This is a genomic window from Nevskiales bacterium, from assembly GCA_035574475.1.
Taxonomy (GTDB): Bacteria; Pseudomonadota; Gammaproteobacteria; order Nevskiales; family DATLYR01; genus DATLYR01.
The window spans coordinates 1-23,259 of sequence record DATLYR010000048.1; the positions used below are offsets into that span (position 1 = coordinate 1).

At 66.5% G+C, this 23,259-nt stretch carries 18 protein-coding genes; 11 read left to right on the forward strand and 7 right to left on the reverse strand.

The features are described 5' to 3' along the window. The coding region (locus VNJ47_02915; GenBank protein ID HXG27783.1) for an LOG family protein at nt 1-667 on the reverse strand (667 nt) is incomplete at its 3' end. A gap of 146 nt (nt 668-813) precedes the next feature. On the opposite strand from VNJ47_02915, the gene VNJ47_02920 reads away from it, so the two are divergent. From VNJ47_02920 to VNJ47_02940, 5 genes are all read left to right on the forward strand, one after another. Beyond that, nucleotides 814-1,254, forward strand: a complete 441-nt coding sequence (locus VNJ47_02920) for an Hsp20/alpha crystallin family protein (protein ID HXG27784.1) — start codon at nt 814-816, stop codon at nt 1,252-1,254. Between the two features lie 139 nt (nt 1,255-1,393). Then, nucleotides 1,394-3,988, forward strand: a complete 2,595-nt coding sequence (gene clpB, locus VNJ47_02925; protein ID HXG27785.1) for an ATP-dependent chaperone ClpB — start codon at nt 1,394-1,396, stop codon at nt 3,986-3,988. Between the two features lie 124 nt (nt 3,989-4,112). Beyond that, nucleotides 4,113-7,199: a PEP/pyruvate-binding domain-containing protein gene (locus VNJ47_02930; protein ID HXG27786.1), complete on the forward strand. Its 3,087-nt coding sequence runs from the start codon at nt 4,113-4,115 to the stop codon at nt 7,197-7,199. Then, the gene (locus VNJ47_02935; protein HXG27787.1) at nt 7,196-8,521 is read left to right on the forward strand and encodes a hypothetical protein; all 1,326 of its coding nucleotides are present in this window, start codon (nt 7,196-7,198) and stop codon (nt 8,519-8,521) included. Before VNJ47_02930 ends, VNJ47_02935 begins: the two co-directional genes overlap by 4 nt. An 8-nt stretch (nt 8,522-8,529) precedes the next feature. Continuing rightward, complete coding sequence (locus tag VNJ47_02940; GenBank protein HXG27788.1) at nt 8,530-9,849, forward strand: Npt1/Npt2 family nucleotide transporter; 1,320 nt, start codon at nt 8,530-8,532, stop codon at nt 9,847-9,849. A 137-nt stretch (nt 9,850-9,986) separates the two neighbouring features. Here VNJ47_02940 and VNJ47_02945 read toward each other — a convergent pair whose 3' ends face one another. The 3 genes from VNJ47_02945 to fadB all read right to left on the reverse strand — a co-directional run bounded on the left by VNJ47_02945 (nt 9,987) and on the right by fadB (nt 14,784). Continuing rightward, nucleotides 9,987-10,886: a serine hydrolase gene (locus VNJ47_02945; GenBank protein ID HXG27789.1), complete on the reverse strand. Its 900-nt coding sequence runs from the start codon at nt 10,884-10,886 to the stop codon at nt 9,987-9,989. Between the two features lie 346 nt (nt 10,887-11,232). Next, nucleotides 11,233-12,393, reverse strand: a complete 1,161-nt coding sequence (fadA, locus tag VNJ47_02950) for an acetyl-CoA C-acyltransferase FadA (GenBank protein ID HXG27790.1) — start codon at nt 12,391-12,393, stop codon at nt 11,233-11,235. Nucleotides 12,394-12,630: 237 nt separating this feature from the next. Beyond that, the gene (fadB, locus tag VNJ47_02955; protein ID HXG27791.1) at nt 12,631-14,784 is read right to left on the reverse strand and encodes a fatty acid oxidation complex subunit alpha FadB; all 2,154 of its coding nucleotides are present in this window, start codon (nt 14,782-14,784) and stop codon (nt 12,631-12,633) included. A 280-nt stretch (nt 14,785-15,064) separates the two neighbouring features. Here fadB and VNJ47_02960 point away from each other — a divergent pair, with 280 nt between their 5' ends. The 4 genes from VNJ47_02960 (at nt 15,065) to VNJ47_02975 (ending at nt 18,895) form a co-directional block, all read left to right on the forward strand. Then, nucleotides 15,065-15,799 (forward strand): phasin family protein, encoded by a 735-nt coding sequence (locus VNJ47_02960; protein ID HXG27792.1) that lies wholly within the window; start codon nt 15,065-15,067, stop codon nt 15,797-15,799. Between the two features lie 148 nt (nt 15,800-15,947). Beyond that, nucleotides 15,948-16,889, forward strand: a complete 942-nt coding sequence (locus VNJ47_02965; protein ID HXG27793.1) for a metalloregulator ArsR/SmtB family transcription factor — start codon at nt 15,948-15,950, stop codon at nt 16,887-16,889. Between the two features lie 8 nt (nt 16,890-16,897). Further along, nucleotides 16,898-17,605 carry a VTT domain-containing protein gene (locus VNJ47_02970; protein ID HXG27794.1) on the forward strand — a complete coding sequence of 236 codons (708 nt, stop codon included), beginning with the start codon at nt 16,898-16,900 and terminating at the stop codon, nt 17,603-17,605. Nucleotides 17,606-17,638: 33 nt separating this feature from the next. Beyond that, nucleotides 17,639-18,895, forward strand: coding sequence for a putative Na+/H+ antiporter (locus VNJ47_02975; GenBank protein HXG27795.1), 1,257 nt, complete (start codon nt 17,639-17,641; stop codon nt 18,893-18,895). Between the two features lie 59 nt (nt 18,896-18,954). Here VNJ47_02975 and dnaQ read toward each other — a convergent pair whose 3' ends face one another. The 3 genes from dnaQ to VNJ47_02990 form a co-directional block, all read right to left on the reverse strand. Continuing rightward, on the reverse strand, nt 18,955-19,659 hold the full coding sequence (gene dnaQ, locus VNJ47_02980; protein ID HXG27796.1) for a DNA polymerase III subunit epsilon: 705 nt from the start codon (nt 19,657-19,659) through the stop codon (nt 18,955-18,957). A gap of 86 nt (nt 19,660-19,745) precedes the next feature. After that, nucleotides 19,746-20,213 carry a ribonuclease HI gene (gene rnhA, locus VNJ47_02985; protein ID HXG27797.1) on the reverse strand — a complete coding sequence of 156 codons (468 nt, stop codon included), beginning with the start codon at nt 20,211-20,213 and terminating at the stop codon, nt 19,746-19,748. A 10-nt stretch (nt 20,214-20,223) separates the two neighbouring features. Beyond that, nucleotides 20,224-20,952 carry a methyltransferase domain-containing protein gene (locus tag VNJ47_02990; GenBank protein HXG27798.1) on the reverse strand — a complete coding sequence of 243 codons (729 nt, stop codon included), beginning with the start codon at nt 20,950-20,952 and terminating at the stop codon, nt 20,224-20,226. A gap of 76 nt (nt 20,953-21,028) precedes the next feature. On the opposite strand from VNJ47_02990, the gene gloB reads away from it, so the two are divergent. Both gloB and VNJ47_03000 read left to right on the forward strand, forming a co-directional pair. Beyond that, on the forward strand, nt 21,029-21,826 hold the full coding sequence (gene gloB / locus VNJ47_02995; protein ID HXG27799.1) for a hydroxyacylglutathione hydrolase: 798 nt from the start codon (nt 21,029-21,031) through the stop codon (nt 21,824-21,826). Nucleotides 21,827-21,828: 2 nt separating this feature from the next. Next, nucleotides 21,829-23,250, forward strand: a complete 1,422-nt coding sequence (locus VNJ47_03000) for a LysM peptidoglycan-binding domain-containing protein (GenBank protein ID HXG27800.1) — start codon at nt 21,829-21,831, stop codon at nt 23,248-23,250. Nucleotides 23,251-23,259: the final 9 nt, after the last annotated feature.

A 23,259-nucleotide genomic window follows, 5' to 3' on the forward strand; every position in this document is an offset into this window, starting at 1 on the left:
CGTCCAGGCTGTCGGTCCTGTAGATCCGGTCCAGGTCCTCACGCCCGATCAGGCCCTGCTCCACGAACAGGTCGAAGCGGATCAGCTGCTCCCAGAAGCGCTTGCCGAACAGCAACACCGGAATTACTTCCTTCTTGCCAGTCTGCACCAGCGTCAGCACCTCGAACAGCTCGTCCATGGTGCCGAAGCCGCCGGGGAAGATGGCCATACCGCGCGCCAGGTTCAGGAACCAGAACTTGCGCATGAAGAAATAGTGGAACTCGAAGCTCAGATTCGGCGAGACGTAGGCATTGGATTCCTGCTCGTGCGGCAGCGAGATGTTCATGCCGACGGACAGGCCGGGATTCACTTCGCTGGCGCCGCGGTTGGCAGCCTCCATGATGCCCGGGCCACCGCCGGTGCAGATGTAGTAGCGGTCTTCGGCGCCGTGGCGCTCGGTGGTCCAGTGCGCCAGGCGCGCTGCCAGCTGGCGCGCGGCGTCGTAGTAATCCACCGCATCCGGCCCGCGGGACAGGCCCGGACGGATGCGCGCCGAGCCCCAGAAGATCACGGCCTTGTGCACGCCGTGCCGGGCTAGCCGCGTCTGCGGCTCCAGGTATTCCGCCAACATGCGCAGAGTGCGCGCCTCCGGGCTGTTGATAAATTGCTGATTTTTATAGGCCTTCATGGAATTCCTCCGGGCTGCCGGCAGTATAGCAACGGCCGCCGGAGCGCCTTGAAAACCGCGCGGTCGCCCCCATCTAGCTGGCAGGGTTGGCAGCGATGCCCCCACAACCCAACGACCTGCAAGGAGACGTTAAGGAGGTGCTGTATATGAACCTGAGATTGTACGAACCGACCAACCTGCTCGGCCAGCTGCACCAGGACCTGAGCCGCATCTTCGATGCGCCTTGGAGCGGTCTTGCGGATCTGTCCACGGCCGACACCAGTTGGTCGCCGCCGGTCGACATCAAGGAGGACAACGACCACTACTACATCAAGGCTGACGTACCGGGCGTCGATCCGAAGGACATCGAGGTCACGCTGGAGCGCGGCGTGCTGACGATCTCCGGCTCGCGCCAGAGCGAGAGCAAGGAAGAGCGAAACGGCTACCGCCGCGTCGAGCGCTTCCATGGCCGCTTCACCCGCGCCTTCGCGCTGCCGGATACCGCCGACGCGGACAAGGTGGATGCGAAGGTCAAGGACGGCGTACTCGAGGTGGTCATCAACAAGAAGGAAAGCAGCAAGCCGCGCCGGATCGCGGTGCGCAGCTGACGGGAAGCGAGGGGTGCGATGGAACATCGCACCCCTCGACTGACTGTCACCCCGGCGCAAGCCGGGGTCCAGCGCCTCACCCCTATCTTAAAGACACTGGATTCCGGCCTGCGCCGGAATGACAAGAGCGAAAATACCCATGCGCATGGACAAACTGACCAGCAAGCTGCAGAGCGCACTCGCCGATGCCCAGAGCATGGCGGTGGGCCGCGACCATACGCAGCTCGAGCCGGTACACCTGCTCCTGGCCCTGCTCAACCAGCAGGGTGGCACGGTGGTGCCGCTGCTGGCGCAGGCCGGCGTCAACGTCAATGCGCTGCGTACCCAGCTCAACAGCCAGCTCGACGGGCTGGCACGCCTCAAGGAGGCCACCGGCGAGATTTCGCTGAGCACGGAGCTCGGCCGCATCCTCAACCTGGCCGACAAGCTGGCGCAGGAACGCAAGGACCAGTTCATCTCCAGCGAGCTGGTGGTGCTGGCGATGGCCCAGGACAAGGGCCCGGTGGGCGAAGCCCTGCGCAAGGCTGGCGCCACCAAGGCCGTCCTGAGCAAAGCGATCGACGCCGTACGGGGAGGCCAGGCGGTGAACGATCCCAATGCGGAAGACCAGCGCCAGGCGCTGGAGAAGTACTGCATCGACCTGACCGCGCGCGCCGAGGCCGGCAAGCTCGATCCGGTGATCGGCCGCGACGACGAGATCCGCCGCGTGGTGCAGGTGCTGAGCCGCCGTACCAAGAACAATCCTGCCCTGATCGGCGAGCCGGGCGTGGGCAAGACCGCCATTGTCGAAGGCCTGGCCCAGCGCATCGTCAACGGCGAGGTGCCGGAAGGCCTCAAGAACAAGCGCCTGCTGGCGCTCGACCTGGGCGCACTGATCGCCGGCGCCAAGTATCGCGGCGAATTCGAGGAGCGCCTGAAGGCGGTGCTGACCGAGCTGGCCAAGCAAGAGGGCCAGATCATCCTGTTCATCGACGAGATCCACACCATGGTCGGCGCCGGCAAGGCGGAAGGCGCCATGGATGCCGGCAACATGCTCAAGCCGGCGCTGGCGCGCGGCGAGCTGCACTGTATCGGTGCCACCACGCTGGACGAATACCGCAAGTACATCGAAAAAGATGGCGCGCTGGAGCGGCGCTTCCAGAAGGTGCTGGTGGACGAGCCTTCCGTCGAGGATACCATCGCCATCCTGCGCGGCCTCAAGGAGCGCTATGAGGTGCACCACGGCGTGGACATCACCGACGGCGCCATCATCGCCGCGGCCAAGCTGTCGCACCGCTACATCACCGACCGCCAGCTGCCGGATAAAGCCATCGACCTGGTGGACGAGGCGGCCAGCCGCATCCGCATCGAAATCGACTCCAAGCCCGAGGCGCTGGACAAACTGCACCGCCGGCTGATCCAGCTCAAGATTGAGCGCGAGGCGCTGAAGCAGGAATCCGACGAGGCCTCGAAGAAGCGTCTGGAGAAGCTCGAGGACGACATCGGCAAGCTCGAGCGCGAGTACAGCGACCTGGAAGAAGTCTGGAAGGCCGAGAAGGCCACCGTGTCCGGCGCCGCCGGTTTCAAGGAGGCGCTGGACAAGGCGCGCGTGGAGATGGAGGCTGCGCGGCGCGCCGGCGATCTGGCCAAGGTCGCCGAATACCAGTACGGCCGCATCCCGGAGCTGGAGAAAAAACTCAAGGCCGCGGCCGAGACCGAACAGCAGAGCTTCAAGCTGCTGCGCAACAGCGTGACTGAGCAGGAAATCGCGGATGTGGTCTCGCGCTGGACCGGCATCCCCGTGTCCAAGCTCATGGAAAGCGAGCGCGAGAAACTGCTGCGGATGGAAGAGGCGCTGCACGAACGCGTGGTCGGCCAGGACGAGGCGATCCGCGCGGTCGCGGACTCGATCCGCCGGTCGCGTGCCGGGCTGTCGGACCCCAACCGGCCGATCGGTTCCTTCCTGTTCCTGGGCCCCACCGGCGTCGGCAAGACCGAGCTGTGCAAGGCGCTGGCCGCCTTCCTGTTCGACACCCAGGACGCGATGGTGCGTATCGACATGTCCGAGTTCATGGAGAAGCACTCCGTGGCGCGCCTGATCGGCGCCCCGCCCGGCTATGTCGGTTACGAGGAAGGCGGGTATCTCACCGAGGCCGTGCGCCGCAAGCCCTATTCCGTGGTGCTGCTGGACGAGGTCGAGAAGGCGCATCCCGAGGTGTTCAACGTGCTGCTGCAGGTCCTGGACGACGGCCGCCTGACCGACGGCCAGGGCCGCACCGTGGACTTCCGGAACGCAGTCATCGTCATGACCTCGAATCTCGGCTCCCAGCTCATTCAAGAGATGGCGGGCGAGGAAAACTACGCCGACATGAAGGCCGCGGTACTGACCGTGGTGCAGAAGGAGTTCCGGCCGGAGTTTCTCAACCGCATCGACGAGGTGGTGGTCTTCCACCCACTGCAGAAGGCGCAGATCCGCGAAATCGCCCGCCTCCAGACCGAGCATCTGCGCGCGCGGCTGCGCGAGCGCGACCTCGAGCTGGAGATCACCGACGCCGCGCTGGACAAGCTGGCCGAGGCCGGCTTCGACCCGGTTTACGGCGCGCGCCCGCTCAAGCGCGCGGTGCAGGCCCAAGTGGAGAACCCGCTCGCCAGGCGGATACTGCAGGGCGAGTTCGGGCCGGGCGAGACGGTGCGTGTGGATGCAGAGAACGGCGAGCTGGTCTTCCGCGCGGTGTCTGCAGCGGCCGTGAATTGAGCCCTCGCGCGTGGACTCATGCCCGGGCGCGCGCCACCGCGAGCCGGCGGGCCGACACGGCTGCCGTGCTAATCTTGTAGCGGTGACTCCAACGAGAACGCTGATACAGTGCTGGCTCTGCTGCATGGCCTGGTTCGCTCCGGCCGTGTTCGCCGCATCCCCCGCCACCACCCCCTCTCCTGCCGCCCGCAGCAGCCCCCCTGCGCAGGCGCCAGCCGCGGCACCCAAACGGGCGCCGGCCATTGTGCCGCTGCCGGAAAAGCCCACGCTCCAGGACATGCGCGCCTGGATCGAGGAGATGAAGACCCGCGAACGCGGGCCATTCAAGCACATCCGCTGGTTCTGCAACGACGGCTCGGTGCTCGAACCCGAACCCTTCGCCTGCGAGCGCCGGGGCGGCGGCGTGCAGCACGGCGAGTGGAGCGACAAGACCAAGAAAATCCGCGAATCCGGGTACCCGATCGCGAATGTCCTCGCCTCGATCAAGCCGGAACAGGTGGTCGGGCCGCAGGCCGACCCCGCCTTCCTGCCCTTGCTGCTGGCGGAGAAGTTCCTGATCGCATTCGACGACGGCTGGATCTTCCGGCGCGCGCGCTTTTACCGTGGCGCGCTGCAGGACTACAACGAACAGGACAGCGCCACCGAAATCCTGCTGGCATTGCTCGGCGACCCGGTCTGGCGCGAGCGCATCGTGGTGCTGTACGAGTCCGCGCGCCTGCTGCCGCATGGTGTATCCACCAACGTTCTGACCCAGATCCGCGGGCTGGCGACCACGGTCACCGAACAGGATCCGGATTTCGCGCGGCTGCGCGACAAGATCCACGCGGCACCCGATGCCGGTGACGCACGCCGGGTACGTGAGTATGCGGCGGGCCCCAAAGCCAAAGCGAAGCTGCAGGCCGATTACGAACGCCTGGCAGCCGACATCGACCGTGCCTACCTGCAGAAGACCCTGCCGGCGGCGCTCGAAGCGCTCGCCAGGCGCGTGCAGGAGCCGGCGCTCGCAGAGCGCATAGCCGCCTTCGCGGCCGACCTGCAGACACAGATCGATCCGGAAAGCCAGCTGCGCATCAGTGGCGAGGTGCTGGGCTTCATCCGCGAGCACCTGCTGCAACTGGGCAGGCCGCGCGTGCGCCTGCAGGCCCTCGACGCGGGGCTCGCCGCCGAGCTGAACGCCTTCACCGCCACCCGTGCGCTGCTCGAGGGCCTGCCTCGCGCCAGCCGCGGCCAGCGGCTGGCCTGGCTGGGTCTTTCGGCCCAGTGCCTCTACGGGCTCGGCCTGCTCACGCAGCGCGAGCTGGAAGAAATCCGGCAGTCGCTTGCGCGCCTGCCGGTGCACGTGATCCCCTTCGAGAACTACCGCAACGAAATCCAGTACCTGGAACGCCCGCCCGGCTGGTCGGCGCGGCGCCTCGGCTACCACTTCGGCGCCGCGATCGACCGCCTCGCCGCACTCGACCCCATGGTCGAGATGTACATACCCGACCGGCTGCGCTCCAGTCCTATGCTGTTCTATTCCAGCGTGCTGGAATCGCTGGCAGAGGACGTCGCGCGCCTGGGCGGCGTGCGCCATAGCCTGTTCGGCCAGCCGGTCAGCACCGGGCTGCGCCGGCTCAATCCCGGGCTCGCGCGTGGCATGCTGTACACGGAGGAAGACGCACGCACGCTGCCGGCCGGCAGCCCGGCCGCGATCTGGCTGGTGCCGGAAACCACCGCGGACCTGCCGCCGGTGGCCGGCATCCTCACCGCCGAGGAAGGCAATGCGCTGTCGCACGTGCAGCTGCTGGCCCGTAATCTCGGCATCCCCAACGTCGTGGTGGGCCGCGATCTGCTGCCCGGACTGCAGGCGCGTCGTGGCAAGCCGATCGTGCTCGCCGCGAGCCGCGCCGGCGTGGTGCGCATCGAGGACGATGGTCCGCAATGGGCACCACTGTTCCCGCAGGACAGCCGCCCGCAGGTGCTGATCGCAGTCAACCTACACAAACTCGACCTCAACCGGCGCGGCTTCATCCCCACCAGCCAGCTGAGTGCCGCCGACTCCGGCCGCAGCGTCGGGCCCAAAGCCGCGCAGGTCGGCGAGCTGGCGCGCCATTTCCCCGGCCAGGTCTCGCCGGGCCTGGCCATCCCCTTCGGCGCGTTCCGCGCCCTGCTCGACCGCCCGCGCGAGGCCGGCAAGCCGCAGAGCATGTTTGCCTGGATGCAGGCCCAGTATGCGGAGATGGGTCTGCTGGCGCCGGAGCCGCGCGCGCAGCGGGTCAAGACCTTCCTGGCCGAGGTGCGCGACTGGATCGCCGCCCAGCCCTTCGACGAGGCCTTCCGCAGCGGGCTGCGCGAGGCGATGAAAAACACCTTCGGCGAGGACGGCAGCTACGGCGTGTTCGTGCGCAGCGACACCAACGTCGAAGACCTACCTGGCTTCAGCGGCGCAGGCCTCAACAAGACCGTGCCGAATGTGGTCGGCTTCGACAACGTGCTCAAGGCCATCAAGGAGGTGTGGACCTCCCCCTTCACCGAACGCGCCTACGGCTGGCGCCAGGGCCTGATGGACAAGCCCGAGCACGTGTATGCCTCGGTCCTGCTGCACAAGAGCGTGCCGAACGAGAAATCCGGGGTCATGATCACCGCCGACGCAGAAACCGGTGACCGGCGTTTCCTCACGATCGTCGCCAACGCCGGCGTGGGCGGCGGCGTCGAAGGCCAGGCGGCGGAGACCCTGCGCGTCTACCTGCCGACCGGCGAGGTGCGGCTGATGGCCTCGGCCACCGCACCGCTCATGCGCGTGCTGCTACGTGAGGGCGGTTCACGCCTGGTCGAGGCACCGGCACCGGACAAGCTGCTGCAGGCAGAAGAAATCGCGCAGCTCGCGGCGCTGGCGCGCAGCCTGCCGGGCAAGTACCCGCCGCTGCTCGACGGGCAGGGCCGGCCGGCGCCGGCGGATATCGAGTTCGGTTTCGTGGACGGCAAGTTGATGCTGTTCCAAATCCGTCCGTTCCTGCAGAATCAGGCGGCGATGCGCAACCAGTACCTGGCGCAGATGGACGCGAGCCTGCGGCGCAGTGCCACGGGCGTGCCGCGCACGGTCGACCTGCGCGAGATACCGCCCGTGCCGGCCCCTGCCAGACCCGCACCGGCGCCCGTGCCGGAGACGGCGCCGCAGCCGGGGCCCATCATTCAGGCCCCGCAGCCTGACGCCGGGGCGTCGGGATCATGAGAGCGCTGCTGCTCGCGCTGCTCGCCGGCCTGCCCGTGCTGGCCCAGGCCTACCCCATCGACGGCTACCCCTACACCGGCATCCGCCGGCTCGAGTACTACCGCCTGGCGCGCGCGGGCGAAATCCCCGGGCCGCGCTATCCCAAGGGCCAGTATCTGAGCATGGAGCAGGTGCAGCCACGCTGGAAACAGAGCGACGGGCGCACACTGCCACCTCTGGACCAGGACTTCAGCCGCAAGCTCGGCGCCCTGCTCGATGCCGGCGCACGTCCCAACTACGGCATCGCCGTGCTGGACCTGAGCGACCCGGCGGCGCCGCGCTATGGCACGCACCAGGGCGACATGCAGGCCAACGTCGGCAGCGTGGGCAAGATCCTGGTGGCGCTGGCGACATTCCACCTGCTCGCCCAGATCTATCCGCATGACATCGCCGCGCGCGAGCGCGTACTGCGCGAAAGCCGCGTGGTGGCCGACGCCTTCAGCCAGTACGACCATCACGGCATCGTGCTGTTCGACGTCGAGAAGCGTCGCAAAATCAGCCGCAGCATGCGCATCGGCGACACCGGCAATCTGTGGGAGTACCTGGACTGGATGATGTCGGCCAGCTCCAACTCGGCAGCCGCAATGGTACAGAAGGAACTCATCGCCCTGGCGCATTTCCGCCAGCGCTACCCGGTCAGCGAGCAGGAAAAGGCCGCGTTTTTCCGCAGCACGCCGCGCGCGGAGCTGGGTCGGATCTTCCATGCGGTACACACCAACGCCGTGATCGCTGCCGGGCTGGATCCGGCGCGCATCCGCCAGTCCAGCTTTTTTACCCGCGGCGGCAACCAGCAGGTGGCCGTCACCGGCGGCAGCTGGGCGACACCCGAGCAGCTCGTGCGCTATCTGTTCCGGCTGGAGGCCGGCACGCTGATCGACGCCTGGTCCAGCCGCGAGATCAAGCGCCTGATGTACATGACCCAACGCCGCATCCGCTATGCCTCGCACCCGGCACTGCACGAGGCCGCCGTGTACTTCAAGTCCGGCTCGTTCTTCCAGTGCCACGACGGGCCGCGACACTGCAAGAAGTACATGGGCGACAAGACCAACCGGCTGGCCTCGGTTGCGATCATAGAGTCGCCCGCGGAAAACCCGCGGCTGCTGTACCTGGTCGCGGTGATGTCGAACGTGCTGAAAGTGAATTCGGCGGTGGCACACCAGACGCTCGCGCTGCGCATCCAGCGCCTGATCGAGTCCTATCACCCGCAGGCGCCGGCGGTTAAGCCTCAGCCCGTACTGCCCGCCGGGCAGCCGGCCGCGCCAGTGGACGGCCCGCCCGACTAGGAACCCGCATGACCGCTCCGCAAACGCCGCTAGACCTCTGGCACCGACCGATGGCGCGCTCGGCGCTGCTGTTCACCAATTTCTTCCTGATCATCCTGGCCTATTACCTGGTCAAGCCGGCCAGCCGCTCGCTGTTTCTGGAGCACGCCGACGCCGCACAGCTGCCCTATGTGTGGACGGCGAGCGCCCTGCTGCTGCTGGCGCTGATGCCACTGTACCAGTGGATCGTACGTCGCTACAGCCGCGTCAATGTCGTGATCGGCTCCTGTCTGCTGATCGTCGCGCTGCTGGTGCTGTTCAGGGCATTGATGCTCGACCCGGGTCTCGAGGTCGCGGTCGGCTTCTATATTCTGGTGGATATCTTCAGTGTAGTGCTGGTCGAGCAGTTCTGGAGCCTGACCAACAGCGTCTATCGCAGTGCAGAAGGACGGCGCTGGTACGGGCTGATCGCCAGCGGCGGGCTGCTGGGGGGGCTGGTCGGTGGACTGTTCGCAAACTGGCTGCTCACGTCTACGCCCGTGAACACGGCCGACCTGCTGCTGGTGGCAGCGAGCTTCATCGCGCTGATGATCGCGCTCACTCTGCTGCTGGCGCGGCACGGCCTGTACCGCGAACACGTCCAACACACGCCGCTGGATGCCTTGCCGGCTGCCGTCGGGCGCGGCTGGCGTGCGCTGCGCGGCAACCGCTATCTGGGCTTGATCGCCCTGATGCTGCTGCTGTCGCAGATGGCTGAGCCGATCGTCGAGTATCAGTTCATGTCGCTGGTCGAGGTGACTTACCCGCAGCGCGAGCTGCGCACTGCCTATCTGTCGCAGTTCCTCAGCGTACTGAGCGGCGTCGCGCTGCTGGTGAACCTGCTGGTGACGCCTGTGATCCACCGCCGGCTGGGCGCCATCGCGGGTCTGCTGGTGCAGCCGCTGCTGCTCGGCGCCACGGCGCTGTGCTTCGCCCTGCAGTCGCGCCTGGCGGTCGCTGCGGCAGCCAAGATCGCCGATCGCGGCTTGTCCTACTCGATCAACCGGGCCTCGCGCGAGCTGCTGTACGTGCCAGTGGATCCGGTCACCATCTATCGGGCCAAGGCCTGGATCGACATGGTCGGCTACCGCACCTTCAAGATCGCCGGCAATGCCGTGATCCTCCTGCTGACGCAATGGCTGCCCTGGCAGCTGGGTGTCGGCCAGCTGAGCTGGGTAGTGCTGGGATTCTGCGGACTGTGGGCCTGGGCCGTGCTGAGCATCCGCGACGACTACCACGCGATCAACCGCGCCGCCCTGGTTTCGACCCTGCCGGGCGCACGCCCGGCGACAGATCTCAAGCGGGAGTGAAGCTTTACTCAGGGAACTCCCGATTCATGGCTTTTGCCATTCCGGCGAGAGCCGGAATCCAGCGACTTTCGAGGTCGGCGCCATGCCACCGACGGATCCGGGCTATCGCCGGGGTGACGGAATAGATCAGAGATTCCCTAATTCAAACCGGCGGACTGGATCGGGCGCGGCTGGCTGAACACGATGTCATCCATCGCCACGATCAGCTTCTGCAGCCATTCGCCACCCTTGCGGTGTTCGGCCAGGGCCACGGCGATATAGCGGCGGCCGGCACGCTCGACGATGGCACTGTCGGAATGGAACTCGCGCCAGGTGCCGGACTTGCGGTAGATGCGCGCGTCCGGGTGGCTTTCCTCGAGACCTTTTACGAACTTGTGGTGGATGCCCGGGTTGCCCATGATCTCCTTCATCTGCCGGCTGTACTCGGGCGACACCAGCCGTCCGGTTTCCATCAGGTAGTAGAAACGCGCCACCTGGTAAGCGGTGGCCCCGTGCGAGATGTTGTGCAACGGGTCGCGCTGGTAGGCACCGCCGCTGGCGTAGGCCTTGCCGACCCATAGACCCCCATTGAGGCTGGCGTCGTAGAACCGGTACTGCCGCGACTGCAGTAACCGTGCCAGGTAGCTGCGTCCCACTCGGTCAAGCACGTAGGTCGCCGCCTCGTTCGAGGACACGCGGATCATGTCGATCATCTGCTGGCGCAGCTCGTCATCGAGGCGCAGGCGGCCTTCGTGGATCTTCTGGAAGGCGCCGAACAGGATTGCGATCTTGGGCAGGCTGGCGGCGTACATCATCTCGTCGCCGTTGATCATGGCCAGCCGGGGATCGCCAGGTTCCGTCACGTCCACGAGTGCGACCGACAACTGCTTGTCCTCGATCGCATCCTCAAGGCCAAGCTCGCGCACGGAACGGCGCAGTTTACGCTGCAGTTCCAGGTCCATGGCCTCGCGCAGATGGTAGTAACCGCGCGCGACCGGCCGGACCTTGACCTCGATGTCGCCGGCCGACTGTGCCAGGGTGGATGCCGTGCCCGTCAAAGCCGCAACCGCCAGGCTGGCCGCCAACCACAGGCGCGGGCGACGGTGGGCCGCAGGGTGACCGGCACCCCATCGGAAACAGCTCATAAACAACGACTTGGATCTCCCCACGACGCCCTCCCACACCCCAATCCGCCCTCCCTGGCGTCGGCCTGCCCCACCGCAGGTCATGGTCAGTCAGTCTTTGAGTTGTTAGGTATCTGACCCGTAGCCTACTGTTTGCAAAAGCAAATCACCAGCCGCCCCGTCAGGCACGGCCATTCTGGCGGGAAAATCCACGCCGGGAAAGCGTAATTTTTCAGTAGCCGCTACGCATGTGCTACGCAGCGAGAAAAACGCCAGCCCCTTAGTGGGCCCGCTCAAGCACGGTCGCCACGCCTTGGCCCATCCCGATGCACATGGTGGCGACGCCGAACTGTGCGTCCTTCTCGTTGAGTATGTGCGCCAGCGCGCCGGTGATGCGCGCCCCCGAGCAGCCCAGCGGATGGCCAAGCGCAATGGCGCCGCCCTTGAGGTTCACGCGGTCCATGCGATCGAGCAGCTTGAGATCCTTGAGCACCGCCAGCGACTGCGCGGCGAAGGCCTCGTTCAGCTCGAAATAGTCGATGTCCTTGATGTCCAGGCCGGCGCGCTTGAGCGCCTTCTGCGTGGCCGGCACGGGGCCGATGCCCATGATCGAGGGGTTGCAGCCGGCCGAAGCCATGGCGCGGATCTTCGCCAGCGGCTTCAGGCCCAGGCTCTTGGCCTTGTCGGCGCTCATGACCAGCGTACAGCTGGCGCCATCGGAGATCGCGGAACTATTTCCCGCGGTCACCGAGCCCTTCGGGTTGAAAGCCGGCTTCAACTTGGCGAGGTCGTCCAGGTTGGCGTCGGGACGCACGACCTCGTCGAAGTCCACCAGGATCGGCAGGCCGTCGGCGTCGTGGCCCAGGATCGGCACCATCTCGTTCTGGTAGCGGCCCTCCTTCCAGGCCGCATAGGCCTTCCGGTGCGAGGCCAGTGCGAACTCGTCCTGCTGCTGGCGGCTGATGCCGTGGGTCTGGGTCAGCATCTCGGCGGTGAGCCCCATCATGGCCGAGGCCTTGGCGGTGTTGAGCGCCAGGGCCGGAGCGCCGTCGAAGCCGTGGGTCATCGGCACATGGCCCATGTGCTCGACGCCGCCGCAGATGAAGATCTCGCCGACACCGGCCTTGATCGAGCCGACCGCGGCGTGGATCGCGGTCATCGAGGAGCCGCACAGGCGGTTCACGGTCTGGCCGGATACGGTCAGCGGCAGGCCGGCGAGCAGTGCGGCGTTGCGCGCGATGTTGAAGCCCTGCTCCAGGGTCTGCTGCACGCAGCCCCAGATCACGTCCTCGACCTCGGCCGGCTTGACCGCCGGGTTGCGCGCGAGGATCGCCTTGATCAGTTCCGCCGACAGCTCCTCGGCGCGCACGTTGCGGAATACGCCGCCCTTGGAACGGCCCATCGGGGTGCGGATGGCGTCAACAATCACTACGTCGGTCATGGCTGTTCTCCAGTATTTCTTGTGGCGCGTGTCGGGCGGGCCATTCGAGGAGCGTGCACGCACCACGCCCGCGACCCAGAGACATGCGAAGCATGCATTGAGTGGGAGCGGGCGGGCGGCGGGTCCCGCACCCACTGCTTCGCAGGCACCGTGTCCCGCCGCCATGTGCGCGCCCGAACGCCATCGATGGCTGACTTTGCGTCTCCGAGAAGGGCTTGCCCGATGCGCGCCATGGCTTTACTTGCTGTAATAGGTCTTGCCGTCGGCGGCCATCTTCTTCATGGACGCAGTCGGCTCGTAGAGCTTGCCGAGATGGGCGTATTTCGCCGCCTTCTCCAGCACGGTCTTCATGCCGATCGTGTCGCAGTACTTGAGCGCGCCGCCGCGGAACGGCGGGAAGCCGATGCCCAGGATCAGGCCCATGTCGGCCTCCTGCGGACTCTCGACGATGCCCTCGTCCAGGCAGCGCACGGTCTCGATGATCATCGGCAGCATGTGGCGGTCGATGATCTCCTCGTCGCTGAAGTCCTTCTGGCCGTTCGGCTGCACCGACTTGATGAGGTCATAGGTGGACGGGTCCACGACCTTCTTCGGCTTGCCCTTGGGGTCGGTTTCGTACTTGTAGAAACCGACGCCATTCTTCTGGCCGTAGCGCTTGTTCTCGTACATCACGTCGAGCGCGGTCTTGAACGCCTTGCTCATGCGGTCGGGATAGCCTTCCGCCAGCACGTCCCCGACGTGGTGCGAGGTGTCGATGCCGACCACGTCCTGCAGGTAGGCGGGCCCCATCGGCCAGCCGAAGTTCTCCATGACCTTGTCGATCTTCTGGAAGTCGGCGCCGTCGCGCAGCAGCGCCGACCAGCCGCCGAAGTACGGGAACAGAATGCGGTTGACCAGGAAGCCCGGGCAGTTCTTGACCACGATCGGGGTCTTGCCCATGGCGCTGGCGTAATTGGCCACCGTGGCGATGGCCTCCTTGCTGGTCTTGCTGCCGTAGATCACCTCGACCAGCGGCATCCGGTGCACCGGGTTGAAGAAGTGCATGCCGAGGAAGTTCTCGGGATGCTTGAGCGCAGTGGCCAGCTCGTCGATGGAGATGGACGAGGTGTTGGAGGCGATGATGGTGCCCGGCTTGACCAGGCCCTCGACCTCGGCCAGCACGCTCTTCTTGACCTTGGGGTTCTCGACTACGGCCTCGATGACGATATCCACGTTGCCGAAATCCCCGTAGTTCAGCGTCGGGCGGATGCTGGCGAGGATCGCGCCGGCCTTTTCCGGCGTGAGCTTCTTGCGTTCGACCTGCTTGGCCAGCAGTTTGTTGGCCTCACTCATGCCCAGGTCCAGCGCCTTGTCGGCGATGTCCTTCATGATGATCGGCGTGCCCTTGACCGCGCTCTGGTAGGCGATGCCACCACCCATGATGCCGGCGCCGAGCACCGCCGCCTGCTTCACCGGGCGCGCGATCTTGGCCGCGGCCTTGGCCTTCTTCTTGAGGAACTGGTCGTTGAGGAACAGGCCGATCAGCGCATCGGCCACTGTGGTCTTGGCAACCTTGGCGAAGTGCTGGCCCTCGATCTTCAAGGCCTCGTCGCGCGATTTGGGCGCGGCCTTCTGGATCGCCTTGACCGCCTCGACCGGCGCCGGGTAATGCTTGCCCGCCTGGCTGGCGACATAGGCCTTGGCGGTTTCGAAAGCCATCATGCCCTCGACCATGTCGAGCTTGAGCGGGCCGGTCTTCTGGGCGCGGCGCGCCTTCCAGTCCAGCTTGCCGTCGATCGCAAGCCCGAGCAGCTTGAGCGCCGCGTCCTTGAGCTTCTCCGGCGGCACTACGGCGTCCACCGCGTGTACCTTGAGCGCGGTCTCCGGCTTCTGCTGGCCGCCGCCGGCGATCCACTCGATGGCGTTGTCGGCGCCGATCAGGCGCGGCAGACGCACCGTGCCGCCGAAGCCCGGGAAGATGCCCAGCTTGACCTCGGGCAGGCCGACCTGGGCCTTGCTCGACATCACGCGGTAGTCCGTCGCCAGGCACATCTCGAAGCCGCCGCCCAGCGCGATGCCATTGATGGCGGTGCAGGACGGAAACGGCAGGTCCTCGATCGCGCTGAACACCTTGTTGGCCTCGTAGGCCCAGCTGGCGATCTCCTCCTCCGAGCGCTGGAAGTTCTGGCCGAACTCGGTGATGTCGGCGCCGACGATGAAGCCATCCTTGGCCGAGGTCACCAAGAGGCCCTTCACACCCTGGGCCTTGGCCAGCGCCTGGCCGGCCTCGCGCAGCTCGTTGACGGTGCGCAAGTCGAACTTGTTGATGGCGTCCTTTTCGCGGTCGAAGCACAGCTCGGCGATGCCGCCGTCGAGCAGCTGGCAGCGGAGGGATTTGCCTGCGTAGATCATCGCAATGGGTCCTCGTTCGTTTATAAGTTCAGCAAAATCGGGGGGTTCAGCCGGCCGACCGCGGTGGCGCGCGGCGCGGGACAAGGGCCGTCAACCGGAGCCCGGCACTTTAACTGACTTCCCAGTCAGGCGCCATAGCCGCGAGCGGTCCGTGACGGCCCTGGCAAGGGCGCACGACACCGCCCGGTAAATGCGCAAAATTCCTTTGACAGCGCGCAAAACGCGGGCATACACTTCGGCCGAAATCGATAATGAGAAATCAAGCAAGGGGGAGTGACGCATGGCCAAGGCGAAGCGCCTGAAGAAGCTGACCACCAAGGTCGAGCGACTGCAGAACGCCTACGCCCAGGCCTTTGCCGAGACGAATGACGCGCTGACCCGGGGTATTCGCCGTCTGGCCGAGCACGAGCTCAAGTCCCTGCGCGCGCATTACGAATCCGCCTTGAACAGTCTTAGCGCTGCGCGCAGTTCTGGCAACGTTAAGGTTATGGCCCAGGCCCAGCTCGAGTTGCTCCGGGAAACGGTTGATCGTATCTTCCAGAGCGCCCGCGTCAGCCTGGATATCCTGTCTGACACACGTAAGGAACTCAGCAAAGTTATGGCCAAGACCAAAAAATCCAGCAAACTCAAGAAGCTCGTCGCTAAGGTTAAGAGCCGCGTGAAGAAGGCCGCCAGCCAAGCCAAGAAGAAGGGCAAGGCCGTACGCAGCAAGGCCAGGTCCACCGCGCGTAAAGTCCAGTCCAAGGGCAAGGCCACGGCGCGCAAGGCCAGATCCACCGCCAAGCGCACCGCCACGAAGGCCCGCAAGGCGGTCAAGACCGTACAGAAGAAAGCCACGGCAGCGGTGAAGCCGGTGGTGACCCAGGCCCAGTCCATCCAGAAGCCGATCGTCGCCGCGGTGGCCAAGCCGGTGCAGGCGGTCAGTGCCTTCGCCTCGCCGTTCGCACCCAAGCCGGCGGCCGAAAGCACACCGCAGCCGACCCCGCCGCCGAGCAACCCGTTCAAGACCGAGTAGGGCCGGTCTTCAGCCCCATACGAGGCCGCCTGCGGGCGGCCTTTTTTGTTGCGCCTCGCGCAGCCGTATCGCCGCGCCGGTCCAGCCCGAAGGGCGCCACTCAAGTTAACCTGTTCAATATCCTTGATTTCCGGCATTCTGCGCCGGTATGAGCCGTTTCGATCTCGAATATGGCACCCAGCTGTGCCGCCTGCTGAGCGATGCCACGCGCCTGCGCCTGCTGTTGCTACTGGAGTCGTTCGAGCTGACGGTGGCCGAACTGACCGAGCTGACCGGTCTGGCCCAGAGCCGGGTCTCGACCCATCTCGGCAAGCTGCGCGAGCTGAACCTAGTGCGCGACAAACGCGTCGGCGCCAGCGCCTTTTATTCCGCCAATCTGCGCGCGCAGCCCGCCGGCACCCGCCAGCTGCTGGAAGGCCTGTTGCGCAGCCTCGACGACCACCAGATCCGGCACGACCGCGAGCGCGCGCAGCAGCTGGTCGAGGCGCGCAGCCATCAGCAGACCTGGGCGGAATCGGTCGCCGGGCGCATGGAACGGCATTACTCGCCCGGTCGCACCTGGGAAGCCACGGCGCGGGCGCTGATCGGCCTGACGCGTCTGGGGCGTGTGCTGGACATCGGCTCGGGCGACGGCGTGCTGGCGGAGCTGCTGGCGGGACAGGCCGAGCATGTGGACTGTCTGGATGCGAGCGCCGCCGTGGTCGAGGCCGGCCAGCGGCGGCTGGCGCGCTTCAGCAACGTGACCTTCCATCGCGGCGACATGCATCAGCTGCCCTTCCCCGCACGGGGCTTCGACCAGGCCTTCCTCATGCATGTGTTGACCTATACCCAGCAGCCGCAGCAGGTACTGGCCGAGGCCGCACGCGTGCTCAAACCGGGCGGCCAGCTGGTCGGTGCCACCCTCAAGCGGCACGGCCACAAGGAAACCGTGGCCACCTACAACCACGTCAACCTGGGCTACACGGAGCCCCGGCTGCGCAGTCTGCTGCAGGAGGCCGGCTTCCGGGTCGAACGCTGCGCGGTGACCAGCCGCGAGCCGCGGCCACCCTACTTCGAGGTCATCACCCTGCTGGCCACCCGGCTCGGCTGAGCGGCCGCATGCGACGCAAGACCAAGATTCTGGCTGCTCTGCTCTGGCTGGCGCTGCTCGGTGCCAGCTTCGCCTGGGCCGGCAGCCAGGGGTATGGGGTGCTGGATCTGGCACGGGCCCTACACGCGCATATCGCCGGACACAGCTATGCGCCGATGGTCTATATCCTCATCTATGCGCTGCGCCCGCTGATTTTCTTCCCCGCGATGTGGCTGACCTTGCTCGGCGGCAGCGTGTTCGGCTTCTGGCCGGCGCTGTTTTACACCGTCATCGGCCAGAATCTGTCGGCACAGCTGGCCTATGGCCTGGGCCGCCTGCTGGTCAACGGTCAGACGGCCGGCGGTACGGCGCGCGGCCTGCTGGCGCGCTGGCGCGCGCTGCTGGACGAGCAGGCCTTCAGCACGGTACTGATCCTGCGCGTCGTCTACTCCCCCTACGAGCTGGTCAGCTACGGCTGCGGCCTGCTGCGCGTGCCTTGGATGCCTTATACGCTGGCCACGCTGCTCGGGACGATGCCCAGCCTGCTGACCTTCGTCAGCTTTGGCGCATCGCTGGACTTTGCGGAACTCGGCCAGGGCGTGCGGCAGCCCTCGTTGCTGGAATTGCTGGATGCGCGCCAACTGCTGATTTCAGGCGGATTGCTGGCCTTCAGTCTGCTGGTGGCCTGGGCCGTGGGCCGGCGCCACCGGCAGCACGTCATCACCGGCAGCGCGTAGCCCAGCGCCATGCTGTTTTGCTAATCTGCGGCCATGAATCCGAGCACCCTCGAGATCGTCGGCACGGTACTGTTCGTGCTGGCGATCATCCACACCTTCTCCACCAAATTCTTCGAGCACCTCGCGCATACGCGCCCGAATCACGCCGGCGTCTTCCATCTGCTCGGCGAGGTGGAGGCGGTGTTCGGCGTGTGGGCCATGGTGCTGATCGTGTTCATGCTCGTCACCAGCGGCAAGACCGCCGCGACCGAGTATCTGGACAGCCGCAACTATACCGAACCGATGTTCGTGTTCGCGATCATGGTGATCGCCGGCAGCAAGCCGGTGCTGCAGTTTGCCATGCAGTGCGTGCACGGCCTGGCGCGGCTGCTGCCGCTGCCGTCCACGACCGCGTTCTACTTCGTCGCGCTGTCCTTCGTGCCGCTGCTCGGTTCGTTCATCACCGAGCCGGCGGCGATGACGCTGGCCGCGCTGATCCTGCGCGACCGTTATTACTCGCAACCGATATCCACGCGCCTGCAGTACGGCACGCTGGGCGCACTGTTCGTCAATGTCTCCATCGGCGGCACGCTGACCCCCTTTGCCGCGCCGCCGGTGCTGATGGTGGCCGGCACCTGGGGCTGGGACTTCAGCTACATGATCACCACCTTCGGCTGGAAAGCTGCGCTGGCGGTGCTGGTGAACGCCTTTGCCGTGACTTTCCTGTTCCGGCGTGAGCTGTCCACCCTCAAACCGGCTGCCGGTGGCGGTGTCGAGCCGGTGCCTTACTGGGTCGTGGCCATCCACCTGAGCTTCCTGGCCACCGTGGTGGTCTTCGCGCATCATCCGGCGGTGTTCATGGGTCTGCTGCTGTTCTTCCTCGGTTTCGCTCATGCCTACGAACGCTATCAGGACCGCCTGATCCTGCGCGAGGGCCTGATGGTGGCCTTCTTCCTGGCCGGGCTCGTGGTGCTGGGCGGTCAGCAGAAGTGGTGGCTGCAGGAGCTTCTCTCTGGTATGAACCCGACCGTTCTGTACTACGGCGCCACCGCACTGACCGCGGTCACGGACAATGCGGCGCTGACCTACCTCGGTTCGCTGGTCGAAGGCGTGAGCGAAGAGTTCAAGTACTCGCTGGTGGCCGGCGCCGTCACCGGCGGCGGCCTGACCGTGATTGCCAATGCGCCCAACCCGGCGGGCTTCGCCATCCTGCGCGGACGCTTCGAGGACGAAGCCATCAATCCGCTGGGCCTGCTGGTGGCGGCCACCCCACCCACCCTGGTCGCGGTTCTCGCCTTCCAGCTGTTATAGCGCCTCGCGCCAACAGGCCCGCGCCTGGCGGCGGGGACCCTCGGCAGGCAAAACCCGGCCTAGGCTTCCTCGGCGGGCCAGAGACAGGCGTCCTTGCTCTCCCTGGCGATGGTCTGCAGACGTCGCGCATGTGCGCTGCGCTCCTCGGCCGTCGCCCGGATCACCAGCGGCCGCGCGCTGGCCAGCAGGCGCTGCAGGTCGCCGCGCAGCGCCGGCGCGGCTTCCGCCTCGGGCTCGAGCGCGATGCTGGTCTGGCCGCCGGTCATGGCCAGATAAACCTCGGCCAGCAGCTGCGCGTCCAGCAGCGCACCGTGGTACTCGCGGCGCGTGTTGTCTACCTGATAGCGCTTGCACAGCGCGTCCAGGCTGTTCTTCTGGCCCGGGTGCAGGCGCCGCGCCATGGCCAGCGTGTCGGTGTAAGTGCAGATGTCCTGCACGCGCGGTGCGCCGACGCGCACCAGTTCGGCGTTGAGGAAGCCGATGTCGAATTCGGCGTTGTGGATGATGAGCTCCGCGCCGCGCAGGTATTCCACCAGCTCGACGGCGATGTCCGCAAAGCGCGGCTTGTCGGCCAGCATGGCGTTGCTGATGCCGTGCACGGCCTCGGCGCCGGCCTCGATCTCGCGCTCCGGGTTGAGATAGCGGTGAAAGTCGCGACGGGACGGGCGTCGGTTGACCAGCTCGACGCAGCCGATCTCGATGATCCTGTGTCCCTGCGCCGGCTCCAGGCCGGTGGTTTCGGTGTCGAGGACGATCTGGCGCATGGTATTCAAGGCTGGACAGGATAACAGGATAAACAAGACTCACAGGCTGCAAGAAACTTTTTTACAACAAGAATCTCTTCACCCTGTTAATCCTGCGAATCCTGTTCATCCTGTCCCTTCTTCAGCATTTCATCAATCGCTTCGTTGGCCAAGCGGTCGGCCGCCTCGTTGCCGTCATGTCCGCTGTGGCCCCGGACCCAGTGCCATTTCACCTCGTGGCGTGCCACCACCGTCTCCAGGCGTTGCCAGAGATCGGCGTTCTTGACCGGCTTGCGGTCCGCGGTTTTCCAGCCGTTGCGCTTCCAGCGCGCCAGCCAGACGGTGATGCCCTGGCGCAGATATTCGGAATCGGTCACCAGTTCCACACGACAGGGTTCGGTGAGCGCCTCCAGCGCCATGATGGCCGCCGTCAGCTCCATGCGGTTGTTGGTGGTCAGACGCTCGCCGCCCTTGAGCGCCTTGTCGCGACCGTTGCAGTGCAGCAGTGCGCCCCAGCCGCCCGGGCCGGGGTTACCGCGACAAGCACCGTCGGTGTGTATGACCACCTGTTTCATTCGGATAGGGTCAGCGCACACGATGCACGCGCGCCTCGGGTATCGCGCTCGGCGTCACCACGGCCGGCCGCGGCCAGCGCAACCGCACCGGCGTCAGCGGCACCACGCGTTTGCGTGCCTGGATCTGATAGGCCTGGCTCAGCAGGCTGAGTAGCCGCCGCAATGGCTCCGGCCCGCGCGTATGCTGCAGGCGCGGGAAATGCAGACCGAAACAGCGCACCTCGACCACCTCGAAATCCAGCAGCTCCAGCCAGTCGCGCACCCGGTTGAGCGTGTAGAAACGGCGTTCGAGCGGGTAACGCGGCTGGGTCCAGTGCAGACGCTGGCCGGTGGCCCACAGCCCCCAGGGATTGAACCCGCACACGATCACCTGGCCGTGCGCACACAGGACGCGATCCACCTCGCGCAGCAGCCGGTGCGGCGAGGGTACACGCTCCAGGCTGTGCGGCATGAGCACGGCATCCACGCTGCGACTGGCGATCGGCAGACTGCGGCCGTCGCAGCGCAGATGTACGCCCTGCTCTGGGCCTACGCCCACCACCCAGTGCTGCAGCATGGGGCTGGCCTGGTACAGAGAGTCGTCCAGCCCCCAACGCCCGATCTGCAGCAGGCGATGGCCCACCAGTCCGGGCAAGGCGGCGCTGATCTGGCTGCGCTCCAATGCTACGAAGTGCGCGCCGCCTGCGGAATTCAGCCATTCCGCGAGACGCTCGGACTCGGACCGCAGTGCCGGGCTCATGGCATGCATCCTGCGTCAGACCCGGACGGCATGGCGCATTGACGCTGTCCGAGGGGGGGTGTCATCATGCCGGCTCATGTTTTCCGTCTCGGCGATTCCAGCCCTAAAAGACAATTATATCTGGGCCCTGCGACGAGACGACCGCCACGAGGCCGTGGTGGTGGATCCGGGCGACGCACAGCCCGTGCTGCACTGGTTGGACACGCAGGGGCTGACACTGGGGGCCATTCTGGTGACGCATCATCATTGGGATCATACCCAGGGTATCCACGGCCTGCGCCAGCGCTGGCCGGTGCCGGTCTATGGCCCGGCGCACGAGCGTCAGCCGATCACCGCGCTGTCGCACCCGCTGGAAGAGGGCCAGCGTGTGCGTGTGGACTGTCTGCAGGCCGATTTTGAGGTCATCGCCATCCCCGGCCACACCCTCGGCCACATCGCGTTGCACGGTGAAGGGGCCCTGTTCTGCGGCGACACGCTGTTCAGCGCCGGCTGCGGGCGGCTGTTCGAGGGCACAGCCGAGATGATGCACCGCTCGCTGCAGCGTCTGGCGTGCCTGCCGGAGCATACGCGGGTTTATTGCGGCCACGAGTACACCGAGGCCAACCTGGTCTTCGCCCTCACCGTAGAACCGGGCAACGCCGACGCGCACACGCATCTCGCGGAAGTCCGCCGCGTCCGTGCGCACGCACAGCCCAGCCTGCCCTCCACCATCGGCCGCGAGCACCGCATCAACCCCTTCCTGCGCTGCGCCCTGCCAGCGGTGGCGCAGGCGGCGAGCCGCCACGCTGGGCGTACCCTGAGCGGTGACATCGAGGTCTTCGCCGCGCTGCGCGCCTGGAAAGACCAGTTTAACCTCGCCAGCGCCGCGGTCTGAGCATGCGCGGCCTGTATCCAGCCCGGGGGATCGTTGCGCTGTCCGCGCTGGCCCTGCTCGGCTGTTCCGGCGTCAGCACGGGCCCCCGCATCCCGGCCACCGGGACTCTGGAGGTGGTGGAAACCCCGGCCGACAACTACGCGCTCAGCCCGCCGCCGGAGCTGATCCTGCCGCGCGACGAGCCGCTGACCGGCGCGCCCTTTGCGGAAGGGCCACCGGTGGCGCTGTCGCAGCCGCCCGCGGCCGGCGACCTGTGGGCACGGCTGCGCGGTGGTTTGAGCCTACCCCGCGACCGCCTCGAAGTGCGGGATACCGCGCGCCGCATGGCAGCGGGACGCAACCACCTCGACGCCACGCTGGAGCGCGGCCAGCTGTACCTGTGGCATGTGGTCCGGGAGGTCGAGGCGCGCGGCATGCCAGTCGAGATCGCGCTGCTGCCCGCGATCGAGAGCGCCTACGATCCCTATGCCTATTCGCCCAGCCATGCCGTCGGGCTGTGGCAGTTCCTGCCCGGCACCGCCGAGCGCTTCGGCCTGCGCCGCAACTGGTGGTACGACGGACGCCGCGACGTGACCGAATCCACACGCGCTGCGCTGGATTACCTGGAATACCTGCATGGCATGTTCGGCGACTGGCTGCTGGCGCTGGCCGCTTACAACAGCGGCGAGGGCCGCGTCCAGCAGGCCTTGCAGAACAACCGTGCTCGCGGTCTGCCGGAGGATTTCTGGTCGATATCCTTGCCGACCGAGACCCGCGGCTACGTCCCACGCCTGCTGGCGCTGGCCGAACTGCTCGACCGGCCGGAGCACTATGGGTACACGCTGCCCCCGATGACCGACGAACCGCGCTTCGAGATGGTCGATCTGCCCGGACAGGTGGAGCTCGAACGCGTGGCCGGGCTGATCGACCTGGATCCAAAGGACCTGTATCGCCTGAACCCCGGCTACGGCCGCTGGGCCACCGACCCACAGGGGCCTCATCGGCTTCTGGTGCCACAGGGTAGGGGCGAGCGCCTGCGCCAGGCGCTGGCGACACTACCCCCCGACAGCCTGGTCAGCTGGCACCAGTACGTCACCCAGGAGGGCGACAGCCTGTCCTCCATCGCGCGCCGTTACGGCGTGCAAACCGCGCTGCTGCAGGAAGTGAACAATCTCTCCGGGCAGGTCGTGATGGCCGGCACCACGCTGCGCATTCCGCGCGCGCCGGCGCACGAGCTGCCGGTGCCAGAACTGGCCTCCCGCAGGACGGCGCCGGCCAGCATCACTTACGTTATCCGTCCGGGTGATTCACTGTGGCGCATCGCACAGCAGCATGGGGTACGGGTGACCGATCTGGTGCGCTGGAACAATCTGTCGCCTTCCGCTACCCTGCAGCCCGGGCGCACGCTGGTCATTCGCAGCGGCCCCAGAACCACCGATACCTGAACCACTCGC

Excerpts from the sequence above, each read along its gene's own strand:
- VNJ47_02920 (HXG27784.1), top strand. The coding sequence starts at position 814 with ATGAACCTGAGATTGTACGAACCGACCAACCTGCTCGGCCAGCTGCAC.
- clpB (HXG27785.1), top strand. The coding sequence starts at position 1,394 with ATGCGCATGGACAAACTGACCAGCAAGCTGCAGAGCGCACTCGCCGAT.
- VNJ47_02930 (HXG27786.1), top strand. The coding sequence starts at position 4,113 with ATGGCCTGGTTCGCTCCGGCCGTGTTCGCCGCATCCCCCGCCACCACC.
- VNJ47_02935 (HXG27787.1), top strand. The coding sequence starts at position 7,196 with ATGAGAGCGCTGCTGCTCGCGCTGCTCGCCGGCCTGCCCGTGCTGGCC.
- VNJ47_02940 (HXG27788.1), top strand. The coding sequence starts at position 8,530 with ATGACCGCTCCGCAAACGCCGCTAGACCTCTGGCACCGACCGATGGCG.
- fadA (HXG27790.1), bottom strand. The coding sequence starts at position 12,393 with ATGACCGACGTAGTGATTGTTGACGCCATCCGCACCCCGATGGGCCGT.
- fadB (HXG27791.1), bottom strand. The coding sequence starts at position 14,784 with ATGATCTACGCAGGCAAATCCCTCCGCTGCCAGCTGCTCGACGGCGGC.
- VNJ47_02960 (HXG27792.1), top strand. The coding sequence starts at position 15,065 with ATGGCCAAGGCGAAGCGCCTGAAGAAGCTGACCACCAAGGTCGAGCGA.
- VNJ47_02965 (HXG27793.1), top strand. The coding sequence starts at position 15,948 with ATGAGCCGTTTCGATCTCGAATATGGCACCCAGCTGTGCCGCCTGCTG.
- VNJ47_02970 (HXG27794.1), top strand. The coding sequence starts at position 16,898 with ATGCGACGCAAGACCAAGATTCTGGCTGCTCTGCTCTGGCTGGCGCTG.
- VNJ47_02975 (HXG27795.1), top strand. The coding sequence starts at position 17,639 with ATGAATCCGAGCACCCTCGAGATCGTCGGCACGGTACTGTTCGTGCTG.
- dnaQ (HXG27796.1), bottom strand. The coding sequence starts at position 19,659 with ATGCGCCAGATCGTCCTCGACACCGAAACCACCGGCCTGGAGCCGGCG.
- rnhA (HXG27797.1), bottom strand. The coding sequence starts at position 20,213 with ATGAAACAGGTGGTCATACACACCGACGGTGCTTGTCGCGGTAACCCC.
- VNJ47_02990 (HXG27798.1), bottom strand. The coding sequence starts at position 20,952 with ATGAGCCCGGCACTGCGGTCCGAGTCCGAGCGTCTCGCGGAATGGCTG.
- gloB (HXG27799.1), top strand. The coding sequence starts at position 21,029 with ATGTTTTCCGTCTCGGCGATTCCAGCCCTAAAAGACAATTATATCTGG.
- VNJ47_03000 (HXG27800.1), top strand. The coding sequence starts at position 21,829 with ATGCGCGGCCTGTATCCAGCCCGGGGGATCGTTGCGCTGTCCGCGCTG.